The organism is Microvirga lupini, assembly GCF_014191055.1.
Taxonomy (GTDB): domain Bacteria; phylum Pseudomonadota; class Alphaproteobacteria; order Rhizobiales; family Beijerinckiaceae; genus Microvirga; species Microvirga lupini_A.
On record NZ_JACHWB010000001.1, the window covers coordinates 1,082,931 to 1,103,332 of the forward strand.

General features: G+C 63.6%; 18 protein-coding genes. 11 read left to right on the forward strand and 7 right to left on the reverse strand.

The window, feature by feature from the left end; all coding sequences use genetic code 11:
* The first annotated feature begins 34 nt into the window (after positions 1-34).
* The 3 genes from lpxC to recN all read left to right on the forward strand — a co-directional run bounded on the left by lpxC (position 35) and on the right by recN (position 3,860).
* Entirely contained in the window at positions 35-979 is a 945-nt protein-coding gene (lpxC, locus tag FHR70_RS05395; protein ID WP_183447825.1) for a UDP-3-O-acyl-N-acetylglucosamine deacetylase, read from the forward strand.
* Positions 980-1,274: 295 nt separating this feature from the next.
* Positions 1,275-2,171 carry an outer membrane protein assembly factor BamD gene (locus FHR70_RS05400; protein WP_425487840.1) on the forward strand — a complete coding sequence of 299 codons (897 nt, stop codon included), beginning with the start codon at positions 1,275-1,277 and terminating at the stop codon, positions 2,169-2,171.
* Between the two features lie 12 nt (positions 2,172-2,183).
* Positions 2,184-3,860, forward strand: a complete 1,677-nt coding sequence (gene recN, locus FHR70_RS05405; protein ID WP_183447827.1) for a DNA repair protein RecN — start codon at positions 2,184-2,186, stop codon at positions 3,858-3,860.
* Positions 3,861-4,021: 161 nt separating this feature from the next.
* Here the strand turns inward: recN and FHR70_RS05410 are convergent, their stop codons facing one another.
* The gene (locus tag FHR70_RS05410; RefSeq protein ID WP_183447829.1) at positions 4,022-4,261 is read right to left on the reverse strand and encodes a hypothetical protein; all 240 of its coding nucleotides are present in this window, start codon (positions 4,259-4,261) and stop codon (positions 4,022-4,024) included.
* Between the two features lie 209 nt (positions 4,262-4,470).
* On the opposite strand from FHR70_RS05410, the gene FHR70_RS05415 reads away from it, so the two are divergent.
* The gene (locus FHR70_RS05415) at positions 4,471-5,127 is read left to right on the forward strand and encodes a response regulator (protein WP_183447831.1); all 657 of its coding nucleotides are present in this window, start codon (positions 4,471-4,473) and stop codon (positions 5,125-5,127) included.
* The gene (locus FHR70_RS05420) at positions 5,124-6,452 is read left to right on the forward strand and encodes a sensor histidine kinase (protein WP_183447833.1); all 1,329 of its coding nucleotides are present in this window, start codon (positions 5,124-5,126) and stop codon (positions 6,450-6,452) included. The genes FHR70_RS05415 and FHR70_RS05420 overlap by 4 nt, the downstream gene beginning before the upstream one ends.
* 45 nt (positions 6,453-6,497) lie before the next feature.
* Here FHR70_RS05420 and FHR70_RS05425 read toward each other — a convergent pair whose 3' ends face one another.
* The 3 genes from FHR70_RS05425 to FHR70_RS05435 all read right to left on the reverse strand — a co-directional run bounded on the left by FHR70_RS05425 (position 6,498) and on the right by FHR70_RS05435 (position 8,842).
* The gene (locus tag FHR70_RS05425; protein ID WP_183447834.1) at positions 6,498-7,124 is read right to left on the reverse strand and encodes a LysE family translocator; all 627 of its coding nucleotides are present in this window, start codon (positions 7,122-7,124) and stop codon (positions 6,498-6,500) included.
* Between the two features lie 90 nt (positions 7,125-7,214).
* Positions 7,215-7,484 carry a hypothetical protein gene (locus FHR70_RS05430; RefSeq protein WP_183447836.1) on the reverse strand — a complete coding sequence of 90 codons (270 nt, stop codon included), beginning with the start codon at positions 7,482-7,484 and terminating at the stop codon, positions 7,215-7,217.
* A gap of 203 nt (positions 7,485-7,687) precedes the next feature.
* Positions 7,688-8,842: a helix-turn-helix transcriptional regulator gene (locus tag FHR70_RS05435; RefSeq protein ID WP_183447838.1), complete on the reverse strand. Its 1,155-nt coding sequence runs from the start codon at positions 8,840-8,842 to the stop codon at positions 7,688-7,690.
* Positions 8,843-9,111: 269 nt separating this feature from the next.
* Here FHR70_RS05435 and FHR70_RS05440 point away from each other — a divergent pair, with 269 nt between their 5' ends.
* Complete coding sequence (locus FHR70_RS05440; RefSeq protein ID WP_183447840.1) at positions 9,112-10,476, forward strand: M20/M25/M40 family metallo-hydrolase; 1,365 nt, start codon at positions 9,112-9,114, stop codon at positions 10,474-10,476.
* Positions 10,477-10,502: 26 nt separating this feature from the next.
* On the opposite strand, the gene FHR70_RS05445 is transcribed toward FHR70_RS05440, so the two are convergent.
* A complete protein-coding gene (locus tag FHR70_RS05445) occupies positions 10,503-11,540 on the reverse strand; it encodes an NAD-dependent epimerase/dehydratase family protein (RefSeq protein ID WP_183447842.1) in 1,038 nt (345 codons plus the stop codon).
* A 711-nt stretch (positions 11,541-12,251) separates the two neighbouring features.
* On the opposite strand from FHR70_RS05445, the gene ligA reads away from it, so the two are divergent.
* The 4 genes from ligA (at position 12,252) to FHR70_RS05465 (ending at position 16,910) form a co-directional block, all read left to right on the forward strand.
* Positions 12,252-14,924, forward strand: coding sequence for an NAD-dependent DNA ligase LigA (gene ligA, locus FHR70_RS05450; protein WP_183447844.1), 2,673 nt, complete (start codon positions 12,252-12,254; stop codon positions 14,922-14,924).
* 46 nt (positions 14,925-14,970) lie between these two features.
* Complete coding sequence (locus tag FHR70_RS05455) at positions 14,971-15,837, forward strand: AraC family transcriptional regulator (RefSeq protein WP_183447847.1); 867 nt, start codon at positions 14,971-14,973, stop codon at positions 15,835-15,837.
* A gap of 66 nt (positions 15,838-15,903) precedes the next feature.
* Positions 15,904-16,614, forward strand: a complete 711-nt coding sequence (locus tag FHR70_RS05460; protein WP_183447849.1) for an AzlC family ABC transporter permease — start codon at positions 15,904-15,906, stop codon at positions 16,612-16,614.
* Positions 16,611-16,910, forward strand: a complete 300-nt coding sequence (locus FHR70_RS05465; protein WP_183447851.1) for an AzlD family protein — start codon at positions 16,611-16,613, stop codon at positions 16,908-16,910. Before FHR70_RS05460 ends, FHR70_RS05465 begins: the two co-directional genes overlap by 4 nt.
* On the opposite strand, the gene FHR70_RS05470 is transcribed toward FHR70_RS05465, so the two are convergent.
* The gene (locus FHR70_RS05470; protein ID WP_183447853.1) at positions 16,907-18,727 is read right to left on the reverse strand and encodes an aminopeptidase P family protein; all 1,821 of its coding nucleotides are present in this window, start codon (positions 18,725-18,727) and stop codon (positions 16,907-16,909) included. The two genes, FHR70_RS05465 and FHR70_RS05470, sit on opposite strands and share 4 nt — an antisense overlap.
* Positions 18,728-19,017: 290 nt before the next feature.
* On the opposite strand from FHR70_RS05470, the gene FHR70_RS05475 reads away from it, so the two are divergent.
* Positions 19,018-19,242 (forward strand): hypothetical protein, encoded by a 225-nt coding sequence (locus tag FHR70_RS05475; RefSeq protein ID WP_183447855.1) that lies wholly within the window; start codon positions 19,018-19,020, stop codon positions 19,240-19,242.
* Positions 19,243-19,382: 140 nt separating this feature from the next.
* Here FHR70_RS05475 and FHR70_RS05480 read toward each other — a convergent pair whose 3' ends face one another.
* Positions 19,383-20,303, reverse strand: coding sequence for a 50S ribosomal protein L11 methyltransferase (locus tag FHR70_RS05480; protein WP_183447857.1), 921 nt, complete (start codon positions 20,301-20,303; stop codon positions 19,383-19,385).
* Positions 20,304-20,402: the final 99 nt, after the last annotated feature.

The window sequence follows — 20,402 nt, forward strand, 5'->3', positions numbered from 1 at the left end:
GTCAGGCGACAAGGGTAGTTGAGGTCTAGGAATAATGAAGCAAAGCCAGCAAACCACGCTTCGCGCCGCCGTGACCCTCATCGGAACCGGAGTTCATTCCGGGGATGAAGTGAAGATGATCCTTCATCCGGCTGAAGCGAACCATGGCATTGCCTTTCTCCGCACCGGTCTTCCGGGCGGCCTGGACCGACTGATCGATGCTCGGCATCTGGCGGTGACCGCCACCGAGCTGTGCACGGTCATCGGCGACCGCGATACGGGCGCGGTCGCCACCATCGAACACCTCATGGCGGCTCTTTCCGGCCTCGGCATCGACAACGTTCTTGTCGAGATCGACGGGCCGGAAGTGCCGATTCTCGACGGCAGCTCGGCGCCGTACATCGATGCCATCGATCAGGTGGGCATCACGGTTCAGGGCGTTACCCGCCGCTACATCAAGGTTCTCAAGCCCGTCCGCGTCACGCAGGGCCGGGCCTTCGCAGAGCTCCTCCCGAACGAGCGCGCCTTCCGCCTCGACGTGGAGATCGATTTCCCGACCCCGGTGATCGGCCGCCAGCGCAAGGTCGTCGACCTGTCTCCCTCCGTGTTCCGCCGCGAGATCTCCCGCGCCCGCACCTTCGGCTTCATGCGTGACGTGGAGAAGCTCTGGAGCGCCGGTTTCGCGCTCGGCGCCTCCCTCGAGAACACCGTGGCCATTGGCGACGACGGCATCATGAACCCCGAGGGTCTGCGCTATGCCGACGAGTTCGTCCGGCACAAGCTCCTCGACGCCATCGGCGACCTGTCGCTCGCCGGCCTGCCGCTGCTCGGCACCTATCGCTCCTATTGCGGCGGTCACCGCATGAACTTCTCGGTGCTGGAGGCCCTGTTCTCGAGCCGCTCCAACTACGCCATCGTGGACGCCGCGCCGCGCCGCGAGACGGGTTATGCCGAGATCGGCAATGCGGTCGCTTCGGTTTTCGCTCCCGAAGTGCACTGAATTCTTTCTTCAAAGCACTGCTTCGATGCCATCAGAGCTCGTGTGGCCCTCCGGGTCCTCACGATGTTCTCACCCAGGGAAAAAGCATCGGATTGATCCCAAAAGGGCAAATCCACTTTCGGGTCCGATGCTGGAGCATCAAGGCGCCCATTGGCCGCATGATTTCGTGCAGGCTTTCTTAATTCCTATTGGGTAAACCCTGTGCTATGGGCTTGGCTCTTCCCATATGCTTGGGATAAAGAACCCTTGATGCACCGTTGAAACATCGGGCACGGTTTTTGGAGGACCGCGAAGCATGTCATTCGCGAAGGCTTATTCGGGTATGAAAGGCGCGGCCGCCCGCGCCCTGATCCTTGGCGTCTGCGGCTTGGGTCTCGCGGGTTGCGATACTCTCTCGTCGCTGAACCCGTTCGAAAAGGACACGAGCTACAAGCCCGAGATCGTATCCAACCTGCCCGCCGAGGAGATTTACAACGACGGTCTCGCCCGGGTGCAGAAGGGCGATTTCGACGGCGCGGTCACCAAGTTCAGCAGCCTCGACAAGCAGTATCCCTATACCGACTGGGCCCGCAAAGGCCTGATCATGGAGGCCTACGCCAATTACGAGGGCGGCTTCTATGACGAGGCCATCACGGCCTCTCGGCGCTACCTCCAGAGCTATCCCAACACCACGGATGCGGCCTATGCCCAGTATCTGATGGCCTCGTCCTATTACGATCAGATCCCGGACATCACCCGCGACCAGGAGAAGTCCGAGCGCGCCATCCTGGCCCTGCAGGAACTGGTCCAGCGCTATCCCACCTCCGAATACGTGGCCGACGCCAAGAAGAAGATCCAGGTGGCCAGCGACCAGCTTGCCGCCAAGGAGCTGGAGGTTGGCCGCTTCTATCTCCAGAAGCGTAATTACGCGGGCGCCATCAACCGCTTCCGCCATGTGGTTTCGCGCTACCAGACGACCCGTCACGTGGAAGAGGCTCTCCAGCGCCTCACCGAGGCCTACATGGCCATGGGCATCGTCAACGAGGCGCAGACCGCCGCCGCCGTTCTCGGCCACAACTTCCCCGATTCTCCCTGGTACAAGGACGCCCACGCTCTGCTGACCAAGGGCGGCGTCGAGCCGCGAGAGGACTCCCAGTCCTGGATCAGCAAGGCCTTCCGCGGCGTTCCCCAGGTTGGTCAGCGGACGGGCTAAGCCTCACCATCCATGCTCATCCAGCTGGCGATTCGCGATATCGTCCTCATCGACAGGCTTGAGCTTCATTTCCATGAGGGCCTGAGCGTCCTCACGGGTGAGACAGGCGCGGGCAAGTCGATCCTGCTCGATGCTTTCGCCTTGGCCCTCGGCGGCCGCGGCGACGGAAGCCTCGTGCGCCATGGCGAGAACCAAGGCCAGGTGACGGCCGTCTTCGACTGCCCCATGGATCATCCGGCCCGCCGCATCGCGGCTGATGCGGATATCGACATTGACGGCGATCTGATCCTGCGTCGCGTCCAGGTGGCCGACGGGCGCACCCGCGCCTTCGTCAACGACCAGCCGGTCAGCGTCCAGGTGCTCAAGGCCATCGGAGCGACCCTGGTCGAGATCCACGGTCAGCACGACGACCGCGCTCTGGTCGATCCTGCGACCCACCGGACGATCCTCGACGCCTTTGGCGGCTTGTCGGCTGAAGTTCAGGCCGTGAATGAGGCATCACGACGTGTTCGTGAGGCTCGGCATGCCCTGCATGAGCATCGCAGCCGCATCGACAAGGCCCGCAAGGAGGCCGATTTCCTGCGTCATGCGGTCGAAGAGCTGACGACCCTCAACCCTCAGGCGGGGGAGGAGGAGGCGCTCGCAGAGCGCCGCGTGGTCATGATGCAGTCGGAGAAAGTGGCCCAGGACCTGAACGAAGCCTATGAAGTCGTCGCCGGCAACACGTCTCCGGTCAACGAACTCTCGGCGGCCGTGCGCAAGCTGGAACGGCGCGGTGCCCAGGCGCCGACTCTCGTCGAGCCCAGCGTAAAGGCGCTCGATGCCGCGCTTGTCGCCATCGACGAGGCGAGGGCGGCTCTCGAGGAGGCGATCCGCGCCACCGAATATGACCCGCGTGAGCTGGAGCAGACCGAGGAGCGTCTTTTCGCCTTGCGCGCCGCAGCCCGCAAATACGACGTTCCTGCCGACGAACTGGCTGCCCTGCGTCAGCGCTTCGAGGGGGATGTCGCGGCCATCGATGCAGGTGAGGAGCAGCTCGGCGCGCTGGAGAAGGCTCTGAAGGAAGGCGACGACGCCTATTTGAAGGCTGCCAAGGCGCTCTCCGCTGGCCGGAAGAAGGCGGCGCAGTCGCTCGATGCGGCGGTCCAGGCCGAGCTGCCGCCCCTCAAGCTGGAGCGGGCTCGCTTCATCACCGACATCCAGATCGACGAGACAAGCCGCGATCCTGCCGGCTTCGAGCGTGTCGAGTTCTGGGCCCAGACCAATCCGGGCACCCGCCCCGGACCGCTCATGAAGGTAGCCTCGGGCGGCGAGCTTTCCCGCTTCATGCTGGCCCTGAAGGTGGTGCTTGCCGACAAGGGCTCGGCCCCGACCCTGGTCTTCGACGAGATCGATACCGGCGTCGGCGGTGCGGTGGCGGATGCCATCGGCCAACGCCTCGCTCGCTTGGCCCGCAGGGTCCAGGTCATGGCCGTGACCCATGCCCCGCAGGTGGCCGCCAAGGCCGAGAGCCACTTCCTCATCGCCAAGGAAGGCGTGCGCAACGAAAAGGACCGGGTCGCCACCCGGGTCATCCCGCTGGAGGCTACGCCGCGCCGCGAGGAGATCGCCCGCATGCTCGCCGGCGCGACGATCACCGAGGAAGCCCGCGCGGCCGCCGCGCGCCTGCTGGAAGCGGCCGCGCACTAGAGCATCGCGCGGAAAAGTGGGCACCGGTTTTGCGTAGTAAGATGTGTTAAGCCAAAAACTTGAAGCATCGTGCGACAAGACCATGCCGGCTTCTCGCACGATGCGGATTTCAGAACACAAGTACAGGCTCGGTCTTGAAGCGAACCTGCTTTTGGAGGCTGCTACTTGATGGCACCGGTCGATGAAGGATGGCAGGCCGGGTTCGTCGATCCGGCAGGGCATGAAACGTTCCTCTTGGCCTCGTTCATGCGGTGTTCCTTCTTCGCCGTATGATGCCGGACGGTGGCATGCTTGGCGTGCGGAGGCTGCGTCGCCGATGGGCTGGATGTCGCCGCCTGCGCGGCCAGCGGAGCTGCCGCCACAAAAGCCAGGGTCGAAGCAGCGATAAGAAGCTTTTTCATAGGATCTCTCCGGTCAGTATCAGCACCTCGTAAGTGCCTGATGGAGGATCCTAAGATGTCCGACTTAGGAGAGAATGAGAGTGGGAGACAGTTACCATTGAAGCGGATGCGGCACTCTCCCTGAGTGCAGGCATCCCCAGGCGGCAATTTGCATCGTTGAATTTATGCGGCACTTGGATTGAACTCACTCTGCATCGTGAGCGGCAATCATGCGGGTCCTGCTGGTCGAGGATGATCCGTTGATCGGGCGTAGTCTAGCACGCGCCTTCGAAGGTTCGGGCGCGGCAATCGACTGGACTCGATCGGGCGGCGATGCGCTCTCAGCCCTGCGCGCAAACCGCTATTCTGCCGTCCTGCTCGACCTTGGCCTTCCGGATAAAGCCGGCCTCGATGTGCTCAAGGAAATGCGGCGCAGCAAGGATGAAACCCCGGTGCTGATCGTCACGGCGCGCGATGATGTCGACATCCGCGTGGCCGGCCTGGATCTGGGGGCGGACGACTTCATCGTGAAGCCGTTCGACTTCGACGAGCTCTCGGCCCGGATCAGGGCTGTCGTCCGTCGCCATGCCGGGCATCCGACATCGCAGATCAGATCCTCAGAAATCGTCCTCGATCTCGCAGCCCACGAGGCCAGCTACAAGGGGATTACGCAGCTTCTGCCCGCACGGGAATTCGCGCTCCTTCAGGCGTTGCTCGAACGGCCTGGAGCCATCCTGTCCCGCAAGCAGCTCGAGGATGCCCTCTATGGTTGGGGAGACGAGGTGGAGAGCAATGCGGTGGACGTTCTGATCCACTACATCCGCCGGAAGTTCGGCAATGACATCATCCGCAATGTGCGCGGAGTCGGCTGGATGGTGGTGAAATGAAGCACCGCAACTCGCTCCGGACGCGCCTCACGGTGTGGTTCACCTCTCTGTTGATCCTCTTCGGCCTGTTCGGTGGATTGGGCGCTTACGTCGTGGCTCAGCAGGATCCGGAGAATCTCCTCGACAGTCAGATGCGCGAGATCGCTTTCAACGTGGTCAGCTCGGTCGACGATCTGGCGCAGATGCCTGCGCCGCCGCTCGAGCCCGACGACATGATCGTCGTTCAAACCTGGGACGACGACGGGAACCTGCTGAAGTCCTTTCCTCCGGGGTTCGACCTGCCGCGTCAGGAGAAGACCGGCTTCTCGAATTTCGATGCGCCAGGCGGACAGTGGCACAGCTACACCTGGGTCCTGGACGACGGCACCGTCCAGGTTTCTCAAAGGACCAGCGTGCGCCGGGAGCTTGCCCTGATGGCGGCACTGCCCGCCATCGTCATCGTCCTGCTCCTCGTCCCCATATCGGCGCTCCTCGTGCACTGGCTTGTGGGCCGGCTTCTCACGCCCGTGGATGCCCTCACGATCCAGCTCATGGCCCGCAAGCCCGATTCCACGCAGCCACTGGCCGCATCGGACGTGCCGAGCGAGATCGCGCCTCTCATCCAAGCGATGAACAAGGCGCTCGAGCGGCTCACGGAGTCGCTTGCATCGCAACGGCGCTTCGTCTCCAACGCGGCGCACCAGCTGCGCACGCCTCTGACGGCCCTTCGCATTCAAGCCGGTAATCTGCGGCACGCGCCGAGAGGCAAAGAAACGACGGACATTCTCGATGACATGGATCTTGCGGTTCGGAGGATGTCGACTCTGACGAACCAGCTTCTGGCCCTTGCCCGGGCGGAGGCCCCGGTGTCGGTGGATGAGCCGCAGCCGGTTGACCTTGCCGACGCTCTCCAGGAAGCCTTGCGTGGCGTGATTCCTCTGGCAGAGAGAAAAGGTATCAATCTCGAATCCATCGCATTGCCGATTGGGGCCGTGCGTGCCGAACGGCAGGGGCTCGTCGCGATCTTCTCCAACCTTCTCGACAACGCCATTCGCTACACGCCATCCGGCGGGCAGGTGACCGTCTCTGCCCGGCGTGCGGGAGGTCTGGAGCAGATCGAGGTCGTCGATACGGGACCCGGACTGCCTGAGGAAATGCTCGATCGAGCCTGCGAGTCCTTTGTGCGCGGCGATCACGATCAGGAGGGAACGGGGCTCGGACTGTCCATCGCCAAAGCCCTGGCAACGCGGATCGGAGGGCGTCTGTCGCTGCGCAACAAGCCGGATCGCGGCGGACTGATAGCGCGCATCGAGTTGCCGATCCTTCCAACATCGCGCACTCCGTAATTCAGCCCTGGATGCGGCGGCCCATCAGGGCCGCCATTCATCGCGTCACGGCAGTTCCAGCCCGAAGGCGTTGGCCATGGTGAAGGCTCCGAGCCCTGCCAGCATGAGACCGCTGGCCCTGGTCGTGATGCCGATGATCCGTGACGACAGACGGTTGCGGATGAGGGAGATCGTCGTTGCGAGACAGATCCACCAGGCGATCGAGCCCAGGAAGACGCCCGCGACGAGGAGAGGCGCAGCCTCGGCATCGCTCCCCTCGGCGAAGACCGGAAGAGCTGCCGCGAAGAGCAGGATCGCAAGGGGATTGGACACACCGAAGAGAATGGCGCTGCCATAGAAGCGCAGCCACCCCTCCCGTTGCGACGGAGCGGGGCCGACAGGCACGGAGCACCGCATGATCCGGGCGGCAAACCAGAAGAGCAGTCCGGCCGAGACGAAGGAGAAGATCTGGCTGCCGGTCCATGCCAGCAGCACCGCGCCGAACCCGAAGGCCGTCATGGTCCCGAGAGCGAGATGGACGGTCGCGGCACCCAGGCCCGTGGCGAATCCCGCCTCCAGCCCGAAGGCGAGCGTTCTCTGGATGCACAGCAGGCCCATCGGTCCGATCGGTACGGCAACGGTCAGCCCCACGCCCATTCCTGCGACGAAGCTTGCAAGCGATACACCTGTCATGAGCAGCCTTTGATCCTGAGGCAGGGAGGGGCCGGCACCGGGGAGCCGGTGCCGATGCGGCGAGACTGTCAGGCCGAAAGCTGCTGCGGATCATTCCGCACGGGCGTATCCGAGCGTATCCTTCTCGGGCTCGCCGGTCACGACGCCGATCGGGACGAGCTTTTGATCGGCCCTGCCCGCAAGCGAACCCGTGCGCTCGACCTCCACGGTGTCGCAGGAGCGTCCGAACGTATTCTTCTCCGTATCGCCGCTGAATGCGCCGACCTGAACGACGTCGCCTCTGGTGCAATCCGCGTAGACGGTCCCTGCAGGTGCCAGGAAAAGGAGCGTGGCCGTGAAAGCTGTCGGGGTAATGCGCATGATAACCTCCCTTGGAGTGCGGGCGGCCGGACAGCACGCATGGTGCCGGTCAAAGGCTTCCCGTCGCGCTTCCGCTTCAATCCGCGTGGCGCAACTCTCAAGGAAAAGATGCCACTGCGCCGCCCGTCCTGTCCTCCACCGAACAGGGGAGAGGGAGGGCAATTTTGTGCGTGCGTAGGGGCTGGGCGTCAGGTTGCTGTGCGTCACGGCTGGGTGCGGCGAACGGGCAGCATCATCTGCATGGCGAGGCGGATCAGCTCGGTCTGGCGGGAGGCGCCGGTCTTCGCGAAGATGTGGTCGAGATGAGTCTTGGCCGTTGATGGCGCGACACCGAGATGCGCTGCCGTCTGCGGGAGGGAGCGGCCGGCAAGAATCCCTTCGAGCACGCGAGCCTCCGCGGCGGTGAGGCCGAAGGCCACCATCAGCAACTGAGCGCCATCCTGCTGCTCGTGGGGCGCGCCGATGAAGATCGCCGCGACCGCGTCCGGCTGCAGCCGCGTGCGCAACGCGCCGCCGGAGACCGGCAGAACATGGGCATAGACCGGCGCTTCGTCGGCGCCGGTGAGGCGGATCGCGAGGCCGGTCTGCCCCAGGCGGGCCTCGTCCTGGGTTGCGAGCGTGATGGCGTTGCGGAGCTCCCGGGCTGCCGCGGGGTTCCTGGCACCCAGGGCACCCTTCACATCCCTGATGGGAGAGCCGTTGCGGAGCATGGTCGCGGCAGCGCAATTCGCATGCAGGATCCGTCCCTGCCGGTCGGCCAGAACGACGCCGCAACGAAGCTTGTCGAGGGTTTCCGCCAGATGGGCCCGCTCGATCGTCTTCACATCGAGCAGGTTGCTGATCGTCACGGCGCGACGCAGATGCGGCAGCAGCATGCGGCCGATGGCGATCTCGCGCTCGGTGATCGCTCCGTGCTGCTCATGCCGCCCGAGGCCCAGCTCCGCAAACTGCGTGGGCGTGTACATCAGGAACACATGCATGATGTCCACGATGCCCTGCGGCTTGAGGCATTCCTGCACATAGTCCGACGATTGGATGTAATCAGGGCTGAGATGGCGCGAGGTCACGAAAGGCTCGTCCAGCGTCGGCTGCTCGGCAAGCCATTCGGTCAGCCGCGCGTTGATCTCCGGAACATGCTTCTCCGATTTCTGCTTCAGCAGGAAGGCATCCCATCCGGCCGCCTTGTTGATGAGGAAGCGGTTGTAACGCAGATCGTTGAGGGTGAGGGATGCCACCGCGCAGTCCGATGCTCCGGCGACCTGCGCCAGGGTCGGCTCCCATTGGGCCGGATCGATGGCGCAGTCGTAGATCGCTCCGATCAGATCCGACAGCGCGTTCGGCGACAGAACCTCAGGCATCGCGTCCCGCTCCATGCAGGCCAACGAATCGGGCAGCGATTAGCGCATGGCCCGCCCGAGGCTGCAAATCCTCTTTCGGGATGTCCGTTTCGCCGTCTCACGTCTGTGTGAGGTTGCGGCTTCCTGATCTTGCCAGCGGGCGGGGAGGCCCGATCTCCTGCGGGTGCACGCTCCTGTGCAGTCCTGGAAGCGAGAGCCGCGTGTCCGCCCTGCATCCGAATGCCTGTCGAACAGCCCTTACAGCGCTTGTCCTTATGACGGGCACTGTGGTGTCCCGTGCGGATGTCGGCCTGCCCGCAACCGGCGCCCAGGCCGATCCCTTCCGTCATGTTCAGGCGCTGCAGGACATCGCCACGGCGAACGGCGGCAACAGGGCAGCCGGCACGTCCGGCTATGACCGCTCCGCCGAGTACGTGGCCGACCAGCTGCGCGCCGCCGGCTACAATGTGCGGTTCGAGGAGTTCACCTTTCCGTTCTTCGACGAGCGGTCGCCGCCGGTTCTCGTCTCTAGGCCCAAAGAACTCGATGCGGTCACGCTGCCCCGCGAGGCGCTGCGCACCCTGGCGAGTTCCGGTTCCGGCGACGTGACGGCGTCCGTCCATGCGGTGGATCTGGCTCTGAACGAGGAGCCTCTGCAGATTTCGACCAGCGGCTGCGAGCGTGAGGATTTCGTGGGCTTCACGCCGGGCCATATCGCCCTTGTCCGGCGGGGTACCTGTCCGTTCCAGACCAAGGCGGAACTGGCCCAGGCGGCGGGAGCGGCAGGCCTCATCATCATGAACCAGGGCACCGGAGACCAGACCGGCATCTTCGGCGGACGCCTGAGCACGCAGGCATCCATTCCCGTACTGGGCGTGACCACCGAGGTCGGGCGCAAGCTTGCCGAAGCGGTGCAGGATCCGTTGCGCAACCGGGTCCGGCTGAAGATCGAGGTCGAGACCGGCACCCGCTCGACCCGGAATGTGCTTGCCGATCGCGGTGAGACAGGCGGTTCTTTTATCGTCGTCGGCGCGCATCTCGACGGCGTTTCCGAGGGGCCCGGCATGAACGACAATGCCAGCGGCACGGCCGCCGTTCTGGAGACGGCCCTGCGTCTTGCCAAGGAACCCGCCACCGCCACGCCGATCCGCTTCGCCTTCTGGGGCGCGGAGGAGCGCGGCCTCGTCGGTTCGCGCCATCACCTGGACGCGCTCTCGGAAGAACAGCGGCAGCGGATTCGGTTCTACATCAATCTCGACATGGTCGGCTCGGTGAACTTCGGGCGCTTCATCCAGCTCTCGCAGACGGAGCGCACCGCCGAAACCGCTGGCATCATCCAGGCCTTCACAGATCATTTTGAATCCAAGGATCTTGCCGTGGAGGAGCGCTCTCGCAACCAGCGCGGCTTCGGCTCGGACGATGCGGCTTTTGCGGCCAAGAACATTCCGACGCTCGGCCTCTTCACCGGCGCCGGCAATGCGAAGAGCGACGAGCATGCCGCCCGGTTCGGCGGGCAGGCCGGGCAGCCTTACGATCCCTGCTATCACAAGGCCTGCGATAATGCGGAGAACGTAGACCGTGTTGTGCTCGGACAGATGACCGACGCACTGACCCATGTGCTGAAGGATGCGCGCCCGCTCATGCCGGATCGGTAACCAAGCAGGATCGCTCTTCCTGTCGGTCAAACGGCCACGCCGGCCTCAACAGCTGCCAGCAGCGCAGCCTCCTTCTCAGGTGGCATTCCAGCCGTCAGGGGCGTTGCACGGCGGGTCCTGTCCCAGGCCAGAATGTTCTCGAGCGTTTCATTCAGCGGCCGCGTCCGAAGCCCTTGTGCGTATGCCTTCTCCGTATCGATCTCCAGGAAGTGGCGGAACGGCTCATCCGCATGCGGCAGCCAGAGGGGCACCTCGCTCCAGGGCTCGAGGCCTGCAGCCAGGACCATGTCATCCGGACACCAGACGAACCGCGCATCCGAGCCCGCAGCCTCGCGGCACGATACGAGAAGGCCGCTCATGGGGAAGGGGCGACCGGTGAGGTTGAAGACCCCGCCCAACCCCTTCTCCGCACCCTCGACGATGAAGCGCGCGGCATCGCGGACATCGATGAGCTGAACGAGCCGCTGCGGATCCCCGGGCGCCGGAACAGATCCACCCTGATCCACGCGGCGCACCCAATAGGTCAGCCGGTCCGTATAATCGCCAGCCCCCACCAGCAGCCCCGAGCGGAGAATGAGTGCCCGGTCGCCGAGATGATCGAGCGCCACCAGCTCGCATTCCCGTTTCAGCGGGCCATAGGCCGTGCCGTATGAGGCCGCGCTGGAGCGCCGCTCGAGGGGGAGCGATCGCGCGAGGTCCAGGTGCTCAGGCGTTGCGCGGCTCGTCGGCGCCTGTTCCGTTAGGCCGGGCTTTGCGAAATTCGCATAGACGGACGCGCTCGACACGAGCGCGTAACAGCCAATATGCGGCGAGAGCGCATCGAGCAGGCTCGTCACGGCCTCGGGCGCGTAGGCGCAGGTGTCGACGACCAGGTCGAAGCTGCGGCCCCTAAGGGCCGAGAGGTCGCTGTGCCGGTCGCCGACTATCGTCTCGAACCCGGCTCCCACCGCTGGATTGACGGTCTTGCCGCGCGTGAAGATCGCGACCCTGTCGCCTGCCTTGAGCGCGGCATCCGCAACCGCCCCACCCAGAAATCCCGTTCCGCCAACCACAAGCACGTTCATCGCAGGCATCCCGACTCAACCTCAAGCACCCGCCTATGAGGATGGAGGTTTCCCGGGCGGTCAACGTCCGCAAGGGCACCTCCAGTTTTTCCAGCCTCCGCGTCATCCCCGGACCTGTTCCGGGGATTCCCGTCTCTGCTGTCCACCTCTCCAGCCTCATCCTGAGGAGCAGCCGTGAGGCTGCGTCTCGAAGGATCGTCCAGTGCTCTCTGGAGCCTCCTTCGAGACGGGCCTGCGGCCCTCCTCAGGATGTCGGGAGAGGGCGTGAGGCGAACTATGTTCTTACTTTGTTCTTGACAGATGTTCCAAGCTCGACTATAACATGTCCCTAGATCTGTTCCTGTGAGGGGCGCGCTCGCGAGGCGTCGCAGTGTGGGAGCAGGCACGGTCCCGCCGCAGGGTTCGCACCCCTGTGATCGCGGGTGGCCGATCCTGGCGCAGATCCAGGTCCGCTGAAACAAACCGTGCGCGAAGAGCAGTCTGGCTCTTACATCTTCCAACACAGAGCGAGCCGGGCTGCCCCAAGCGCCACCCTCGACAAACCTGAAAGGCTCGCAGCTCACGCTGCGGGCCCCACGGTGCTGGCTGTTTGATCCAGATCGGGCAATAGCCGTCCGGAAGGACAGTGGATTGCGTGCACCGTCTCACTCCACCCCTGGAGACTCCGCCCCGGAGCGCTATGGTTCAAGCACCCTCAAACCCGATTCGATCATGCCCCCACGCAACACCTCCTCTGAGACTCCCGTCGATCATCTGACGCCCGATGAAGCCCGGATCGAGCACGAAGCACTCGGCGCCGAGATCGCGGAGCATGACCGGCGCTATTACGAGGAGGATGCGCCCTCGGTCTCCGATGCGGAATACGATGCCCTGCGCAAGCGCTACGAGGCGCTGGAGGATCAGTTTCCCGAGCTGAAATCGCCCGAGAGCCTGACCGAGAAGGTCGGCTCCAAGGTGTCGGAAAAGTTTGGCAAGATCCGGCACAGGGTGCCGATGCTCTCGCTCGCCAACGGCTTTGCCGACGAGGAGGTGGAGGAGTTCGTCGAACGGATCCGCCGCTTCCTCAACCTCGGTGCCGATGCGCCGCTCGCCTTCACGGCCGAGCCCAAGATCGACGGTCTGTCCTTGAGCCTGCGCTACGAGAACGGAAAGCTCGTATCGGCCGCCACCCGTGGCGACGGTGCTGTGGGCGAGGATGTGACCAACAACGCCCGCACGGTAGGCGACATTCCACACCGGCTGAAAGGCTCGAGCGTTCCCGAGATCTTCGAGGTGCGCGGAGAGGTCTATCTCTCGCATGAGGATTTCGCCGCCATCAATGCGCGACAGGAAGCGGCCGGCAAGGCGCTCTTCGCCAACCCGCGCAATGCGGCGGCAGGCAGCCTGCGCCAGCTCGATGCGTCGATCACCGCATCACGTCCCCTGCGGTTCTTCGCCTATGCCTGGGGCGAGGTGAGCGCCATGCCGGCGGACACGCAACACGGCATGATGGAATGCTTCAGGAGCTTCGGCCTCACGGTCAATCCGCTGACGCGCCGCTGCACGAGCGTCGGTGAGTTGCTGGAGCATTATCATGCCATCGAGACCGACCGCGCGAATCTCGGCTACGACATCGACGGCGTCGTCTACAAGGTCGACTCTTTAAGCCTGCAGCAGCGCCTCGGCTTCGTGTCGCGCTCGCCGCGCTGGGCGCTGGCGCACAAGTTCCCGGCGCAGAAGGCTGTCACGGTGCTGGAGGACATCGAGATCAATGTGGGCCGCACGGGCTCGCTCAACCCCATTGCACGCTTGAAGCCTGTCACGGTCGGCGGCGTGGTCGTGTCGAACGCGACGCTGCACAACGAGGATTATATCAAGGGTATCGGTGGTAACGGCGAGAAGATCCGCAATGGCGTCGACATCCGCATCGGCGACACGGTCGTCATCAATCGTGCCGGTGACGTGATCCCCAAGGTGCTCGACGTGGTGCTGGACAAGCGCCCGGCCGACGCAAAGCCTTACGAGTTTCCCATCACCTGCCCGGCCTGCGGCAGCCACGCGGTGCGCGAGGTCAATCCGCGCACCGGCAAGGAAGATGCGGTGCGCCGCTGCACCGGCGGTCTCATCTGCCCGGCGCAGGCGCGCGAGCGCCTGAAACATTTCGTGTCGCGCAATGCCTTCGACATCGAAGGCTTGGGTCTACAGCGCATCGACGAGCTTTTCGACATTGGATTGGTGAGGCTCCCGCACGAAATCTTCACCCTTGAGGAACGCAACAAAAGCGGCTTGTCCCGTCTTGAGAACCGCGAAGGCTGGGGAGCTCTAAGTGTAAGAAACTTATTTGAGGCAATCGATTCGAGACGTTCGATAGCTTTGAACCGTTTCATATTCGCATTGGGTATACCTGATGTCGGTGAGACGAGTGCTAAGCTTTTAGCGAGACACTTTCATGCATACCGCTCATTCTACGAATACATGAATGAAGGTGTCTCATTTGTCCTTCAAACATGGCGCAATGATGCGCAGACAGCTCTTGGAGGAGATCTGAACTTAAATGATCCGGAGAAGCTGAAAGAGCTTTTTGATATATTCCATGAGAAAAGCGACTATGAGAACGCCATCATAGCTAAGCTTCGCTATGTTGAGGGTATCGGATCGATAACAGCAAGGCGTATCGTTGAACGCACACGTGCTTATAAAGCTGAAGGCCTGCCATTTTCCCATTGGATCATATGGGAAGAAGGACTGAAAAGTGTGGAGCGGTTTTCCGAGGCAAGCAGACGGAAGTTTTTTGATCATTTCTCTTCTGTTGAAGATGCGTTTAGAGCGGTTTCTGAAATCGAAGATAGATTGGAGCGCCTGTGGAGTAGCTTACCAAGTGATCTCAACTCACGACTAGATTTGGAAGCTGATGATTCTGAGTATGTGCGTAAACTTAGGCATGGATGGCCAACTCTATCCACACACATCGCGAAGTTAATATCTAAAGAAACAAAGCACTTTGAAGATCTGATTTCCATCGATGGCTTCGGGGAGAAAGCGCTGTATTCGCTTCTTCGGTTCTTTATGGAGCCAAGGAATAAGGCAGAGATAGATGCGTTAACTATCCCCAATGATTCCAACCTCCCCCTCATACAGGTGGAGGACTTTGATCTTGTTATATCCAGTGAATCCCCGGTTGCCGGCAAGACCGTGGTGTTCACCGGCTCGCTCGAACAGATGACCCGCGAGGAGGCCAAGGCCATGGCCGAGCGGCTCGGAGCCAAGGTGGCGGGCTCCGTGTCCAAGAAGACCGATATCGTGGTGGCCGGGCCCGGGGCGGGCTCGAAGCTCGCCAAGGCGGCCGAACTCGGTCTCCAGGTCATGGACGAGGACGGCTGGTTCGCCCTCGTCGGCCGCGGGTGAGACTCCTGTCCAAGACAGTTGGGCCTCGATGTGGCATGGTGCGCCCATGACGGTGATCACCCCGGAGGTCTCGCTCGATCCTGCCCAGGTCGGAGCGGGCGACGTGACGCATTTCTGGCGGGTGCCGCGCTATCGCGGCCTCGATTGCCTGCGCGCGACCTTCCGCCGTCATTCTTACGCCCGCCACAGCCACGACACCTATGCGATCGCGGCGGTGCTGGCCGGCTGCGAGACGTTCTTCCATCGGGGCGAGCAGCGCTATGTTCCGGCCGGCTGCGTGGCCGTCGTCTGCCCCGACGAGATCCATGACGGCGAGCCCTATGGCGGCGGCTTCGAGTACCGCACCTTCTATCCCTCGCCGGAGCTGATGCAGGAGATCGCCGAGGATGTGGCCGGGCGTCCGCTCTCTCGTCCGCCCTGGTTCCGGCATTCCGTCATCCACGATCCCGAGCTGTTTCAGGCTCAAGTTCGGCTCCATGCCTGCCTCTGCCAGGAGGACAGCTGGGCCTCCGAGATGGAGCAGGACACCCGGCTCATCGACTTCCTGAGCCGTCTGATTGCCCGCTGGGCCGATCTCGATGCCCTGCCGAGCGTCCGCTATGGATCGACAAGCATCCTGCGGGTGCGCGATTATCTGGACGCACATATCGGCGAGGAGGCGGACCTTGCGGGCCTTGCCAACCTGGCGGGTCTGTCGCGCAGCCATTTCATCCGCGCTTTCGCCAAGGAGACCGGGCTGACGCCGCATGCCTATCTCCTCGACCGGCGGTTCCGGGCGGCGACCCGGCTGCTGGGGCAGGGCGAGGCTCCGGGCGATGTGGCGGCGGCCTGCGGGTTCTTTGACCAGAGCCACCTCAACCGGGTGTTCAAGGCCCGCATGGGCGTGACGCCGGGGGCTTATCGAACGGCTTGAAACAGCACTTTCATCCAAGACGTCTCATGGCTCATCGCGCATAAGGCCGGGACAATGAGGACCGTCATGGATCAGGCAAGCCCCTTCGTCTCCACACCGCGCCGGGATATCCAGGCGGGCCTGCGCGACATCGCGCCGGTGGCCGTCGCGGCGCTTCCCATCGGCCTTCTGTTCGGCGCGATTGCTGCCGCCAAGGGCATGTCGCCGCTCGAGGTCACCTTGATGTCCGCTCTGGTCTTTGCAGGCGGCGCGCAGTTCGCCGCCATCGAGACATGGATCAGTCCCGCGCCTATCCTGACGCTCGCTTTCGCCACGTTGCTGATCAATGCACGCCACGTGCTGATGGGGGCATCGTTGACGCCGAAGGTCCGCATGTCGCGGGTCCAGACGGTCCTGGCCTATTTCTTCCTCACCGACGAGGCCTGGGCGCTGTCCGAGCGCCGTGCGCTTGAGCGGCCGGTGACGGGCGCCTACTGGTTCGCCATGGCCGTGGTGCTCTGGGCGAACTGGACGCTCTCGTCGACCATCGGTGCCATCCTCGGCTCGTTCCTCGGCGATCCGGAGCGCATCGGCGCGGACTTCGCGTTCACGGCTTTGTTCATCGGACTCGTCGCGGGCTTCGGCAAGAGCCGCGTGACGCTGGTGACGGTGGCCGTCAGCGCGGGGGTCGCGGCTCTCGTGCATTACTTCATCGGCGCGCCCTGGCACGTGGCGTCGGGGGCGCTCGCAGGCATTGCGGCTGCTTATCTCGCAGCCCCTGAGGAGGCGCGCTCATGAACCTCGACATGACGACCCTGGTCGCCATCCTGGCCATGGCAGTGGTGACCTATCTCACACGTATCGCGGGCCTGTTCGTGGCCGACCGCCTCGTGCTCACCGGCCGCGCGAAAGCCGCCTTCGATGCCATCCCACCTGCGGTACTCGTCGCCGTGATCGCACCCACCGCGCTCACCACGGGATGGGCGGAGGCCATCGCCGCGGCGATCACGGCCATGGTAGCGTTTCGGCTCCCGCTGCTCGGCACGGTGGCGGTCGGAGTCGTTGCCGTCGTGGTCCTGCGGAATGTGATCTAACCGATCGCCCGTGTGGTATCCTCAAGCCAAGCGCGCGTTTCGGCATCGAGGTGCGGCCCGATCTTCTCACGCACCGCCGCATGATAGGCATCAAGCCACGCGATCTCGTCCGCCGTCATGATCGCAGGTTCCACAAGACGCAGGTCGATAGGCGTGAAGGTCAGCGTCTCGAAGCCCATCATCTCGCGGTCGCCGCCGGGGATGGTGCGCGGCTCGACGAGGATCAGGTTCTCGATACGGATGCCGTAGGCGCCGGGCTTGTAGAAGCCGGGCTCATTGGAGAGCATCATGCCAACTTCCAGGGGCGTATGGCCGGTCTTGGCGATGCGCTGCGGACCTTCATGCACCGAGAGATAGCTGCCGATGCCGTGGCCGGTGCCGTGATCGAAATCGAGGCCTGCATCCCACAGGGGCTTGCGTGCAAAGGCGTCGATCTGCGCACCCGTCGTTCCTTTGGGAAACACTGCCTGCGCGATGGCGATATGGCCTTTCAGCACGCGGGTGAAACGGTCCTTCATCTCGGCAGTCGGTTCGCCCACGATGATCGTGCGGGTGATATCGGTCGTGCCGTCCTCGTATTGCGCACCGGAATCGATCAGGAAGATCTGATCGCGTTCGATGGGCCGGTTGCTCGAAGAGGTTACGCGGTAATGGGGCAGGGCGGCGTTCGGGCCTGCACCCGAGATGCTCGGGAATGAGATGTTCTTGAGAGCGCCCGTCTCGACGCGGAACGCCTCCAGCGCCTCCACCGCATCGATCTCGGTCAGCTTGCCCGAGGGCGCCTCGCGGTCGAGCCAAGCGAGGAAGCGAGCCACCGCCACACCGTCGCGCAGATGCGCCGCATGGGAGCCTGCGATCTCGGCCTCGTTCTTGACGGCTTTCATGAGGGCAATCGGATCGGTCCCCACATCGACCTTGCCGCCCGCCGCCTCGATACGCCGGATCAGGGCGACCGCGCCGGTGGCAGAGTCGATGCGGATCTTGCCGCCGGTCTGACCCAGCTCGTCCAGGGCGCCCTGGAAGCCGCTGATCGGCGCGAAGGCGGCAAGGTCACCCACCGCGTCGCCCGCCTCGTTCGTCACCTTTGCCGGGTCGAAGAACAGGCTGGCACGGCCCTCTCGTGGCAGGATTGCATAGCCGAGCGGCAGGGGCGTATGTCCTACGTCGCCGCCGCGCAGATTGAAGGCCCAGGCGAGGTTGTGCGGATCGGAGATAACGAGAGCGTCGATTCTGGCCTCCGCCATCTTGCGGCGGATGCGCTCAAGCTTGGCGGGCGCAGTCTCACCGGCATAGTCGCCTGGGTGAGGCCGCACGGGAGCCTGCGGCGGAGCCGGGCGGTCAATCCAGACCACATCGACAAGGTTCATGTCGACGGGGACAAGCTTGCCTCCGGCGCGGTTCACCGCCTGCTCGAGGCGCTTCAGGCCGTCGCTGGTGAGAAGCCAGGGGTCATAGGCCAGGGTGCCGCCCTGCGGCAGGTTCTCGGCAATCCAGTCCTCCGGCGTGAAGTCGGCGAGCTGAACAGGGGTGATAACGGATGTGTCCACCTGTTCGGCGGCTTGGACCGTATAGCGCCCGTCGACCACGAGAGCAGCCTTGTTCTGGAGGATGACGGCCGTCCCGGCCGAGCCTGTGAATCCAGTGAGCCATGCCAGACGCTCGGCACTCTTCGGCACGTACTCGCCCTGATGCTCGTCGGCGCGAGGCACGATGAACCCATCAAAGCCGCGGCGGGCCATTTCGGCGCGCAGCTTGGCAATGTGCTTGGGTCCTTGAGCGGGCGAGGTCGTGTCGTCGAAAAACTGGAAATGAGCCATGGAAAGCAGCACCGAAGATCGGAAAAGGAGAGGCCTGCACGCTAGGCTGGAGCGAGCGCGGCTGCAACTGCATATGCCCTCGAGAATAGAGCCGCGTCTCCAGGCAGATCGCCTGAGAATTATGCGTCAGGTGACTAGATGTTAATCATATTCGCGGTCGTTCTGCACAGAGCGCATGACTCGCATGTGATCCTGTGACTTCTACCAAAGTCGAACCGAGCTTATCTTCCTGACAACAAGAACAGAGGAGCGCTGAAGGGTTTCAGCACTGATCTGTTGGAGATGAGCCCATGACCGCAGCCGTTTTTTCGTCCCACCTCGCTGGCCCTGTCACCATGACATCGAAGCTGTCGCAGATTGCGACACGCGTGATGAGCGCTCTCATCGAGAGCCGCGTCCGGAGCGCCGCGCGGGAACTGCGCCGCCACGAGGCTCTCATGGCCGATCTCGGCCGCCGGCAGGATCATTCGCCCCTGTTCCTCAGTCAGTCCGACGACTTGCCCGTCAAGCTTTAAGCACGTTATTTGCAAAGAAAGATAAGACAATGATCATCATCACTGCCCTCAAGGTCGTTCGCGAAGTCTGGACTGAGACCCTCAAGCTCCGTCGCGAACTCGCCAAGCGCTACCCTGGCGTTCTGGCCGAGTAATCTGGATTACTGCCGAGGCAGCGCCCGTGCGCTGCCTCGTGTCATGACCAAAGCTGCCCAGCCGTCCAGATTGTAGCGGCGCTGCAGATACCAGCCCTGGTGCGCATAGGCTGACAGAACGCCAGGGACGTCGCGGTAGAGAAGCCCTGACAAAATGATCGTCCCGTCATCGCTCGCCACACGCGCCAGCGCTGGTGCCAGCATCCGCAGAGGCTTGGCCAGAATGTTGGCAAAGACCAGGTCGAAGTGCCCGGGGCGATCCGCCTCCGCGTGGCGGATGCCGGGGCCTACATAGAGCTTCATCCAAGCCGCGATCCCGTTGAGCCGCGCGTTCTCCCGCGCCACCCGCACGGCTTCCGGGTCGATATCGCCTGCCACGACAGGGCGCTTCAAAACCTTTGCCGCAGCAAACGCGAGAATGCCCGTGCCGGTGCCGACATCGAGCACATGCCGCGGCGTGCGCATCTTCAGCTCATCTACGAAAGCAAGCAGGCAGCCCTTGGTGGTGCCATGGTGGCCGGTGCCGAAGGCGAGGCCCGCTTCGATCTCAATCGCGATGTCGCTGGGAAGGCGTTGCTCACGGTCATGGGAGCCGTGAACGAAGATGCGGCCCGCGCGAACGGGCTTGAGGCCCTCCAGAGACGACTTCACCCAATCCTTCTGCTCCAGAGGCAGGAAGACACCTTTGTCGGCCTCCGCGCCCACGATGGGGCGCAGCAGGTCGCGGATCGCTGCCTCGTCCGGCTGGTGCGCGAAATAGGCCTCCAGCAACCAGGGGCCGTCGTCCTCCGTCTCGAAGGACGCAACGGCCGTCTCGGCCGGATCGAAGATCTCGCCGATCATGTCGGTCATGGCGCGGGCGGAGCGCTCGTCCGTGGTGATGCGGAAGACGTGGGTGGGGCGGTTTGGGTGCAGACCTTCAAGCATGCGGTCGCCTTAGCATTCATCAGAGCGCAGGTCACCTGTCCGTGATGTCGGGACGCGAGAGGAACCGTCAGGGGAGCGGCCCGTTTTGTCCTCGCTCGG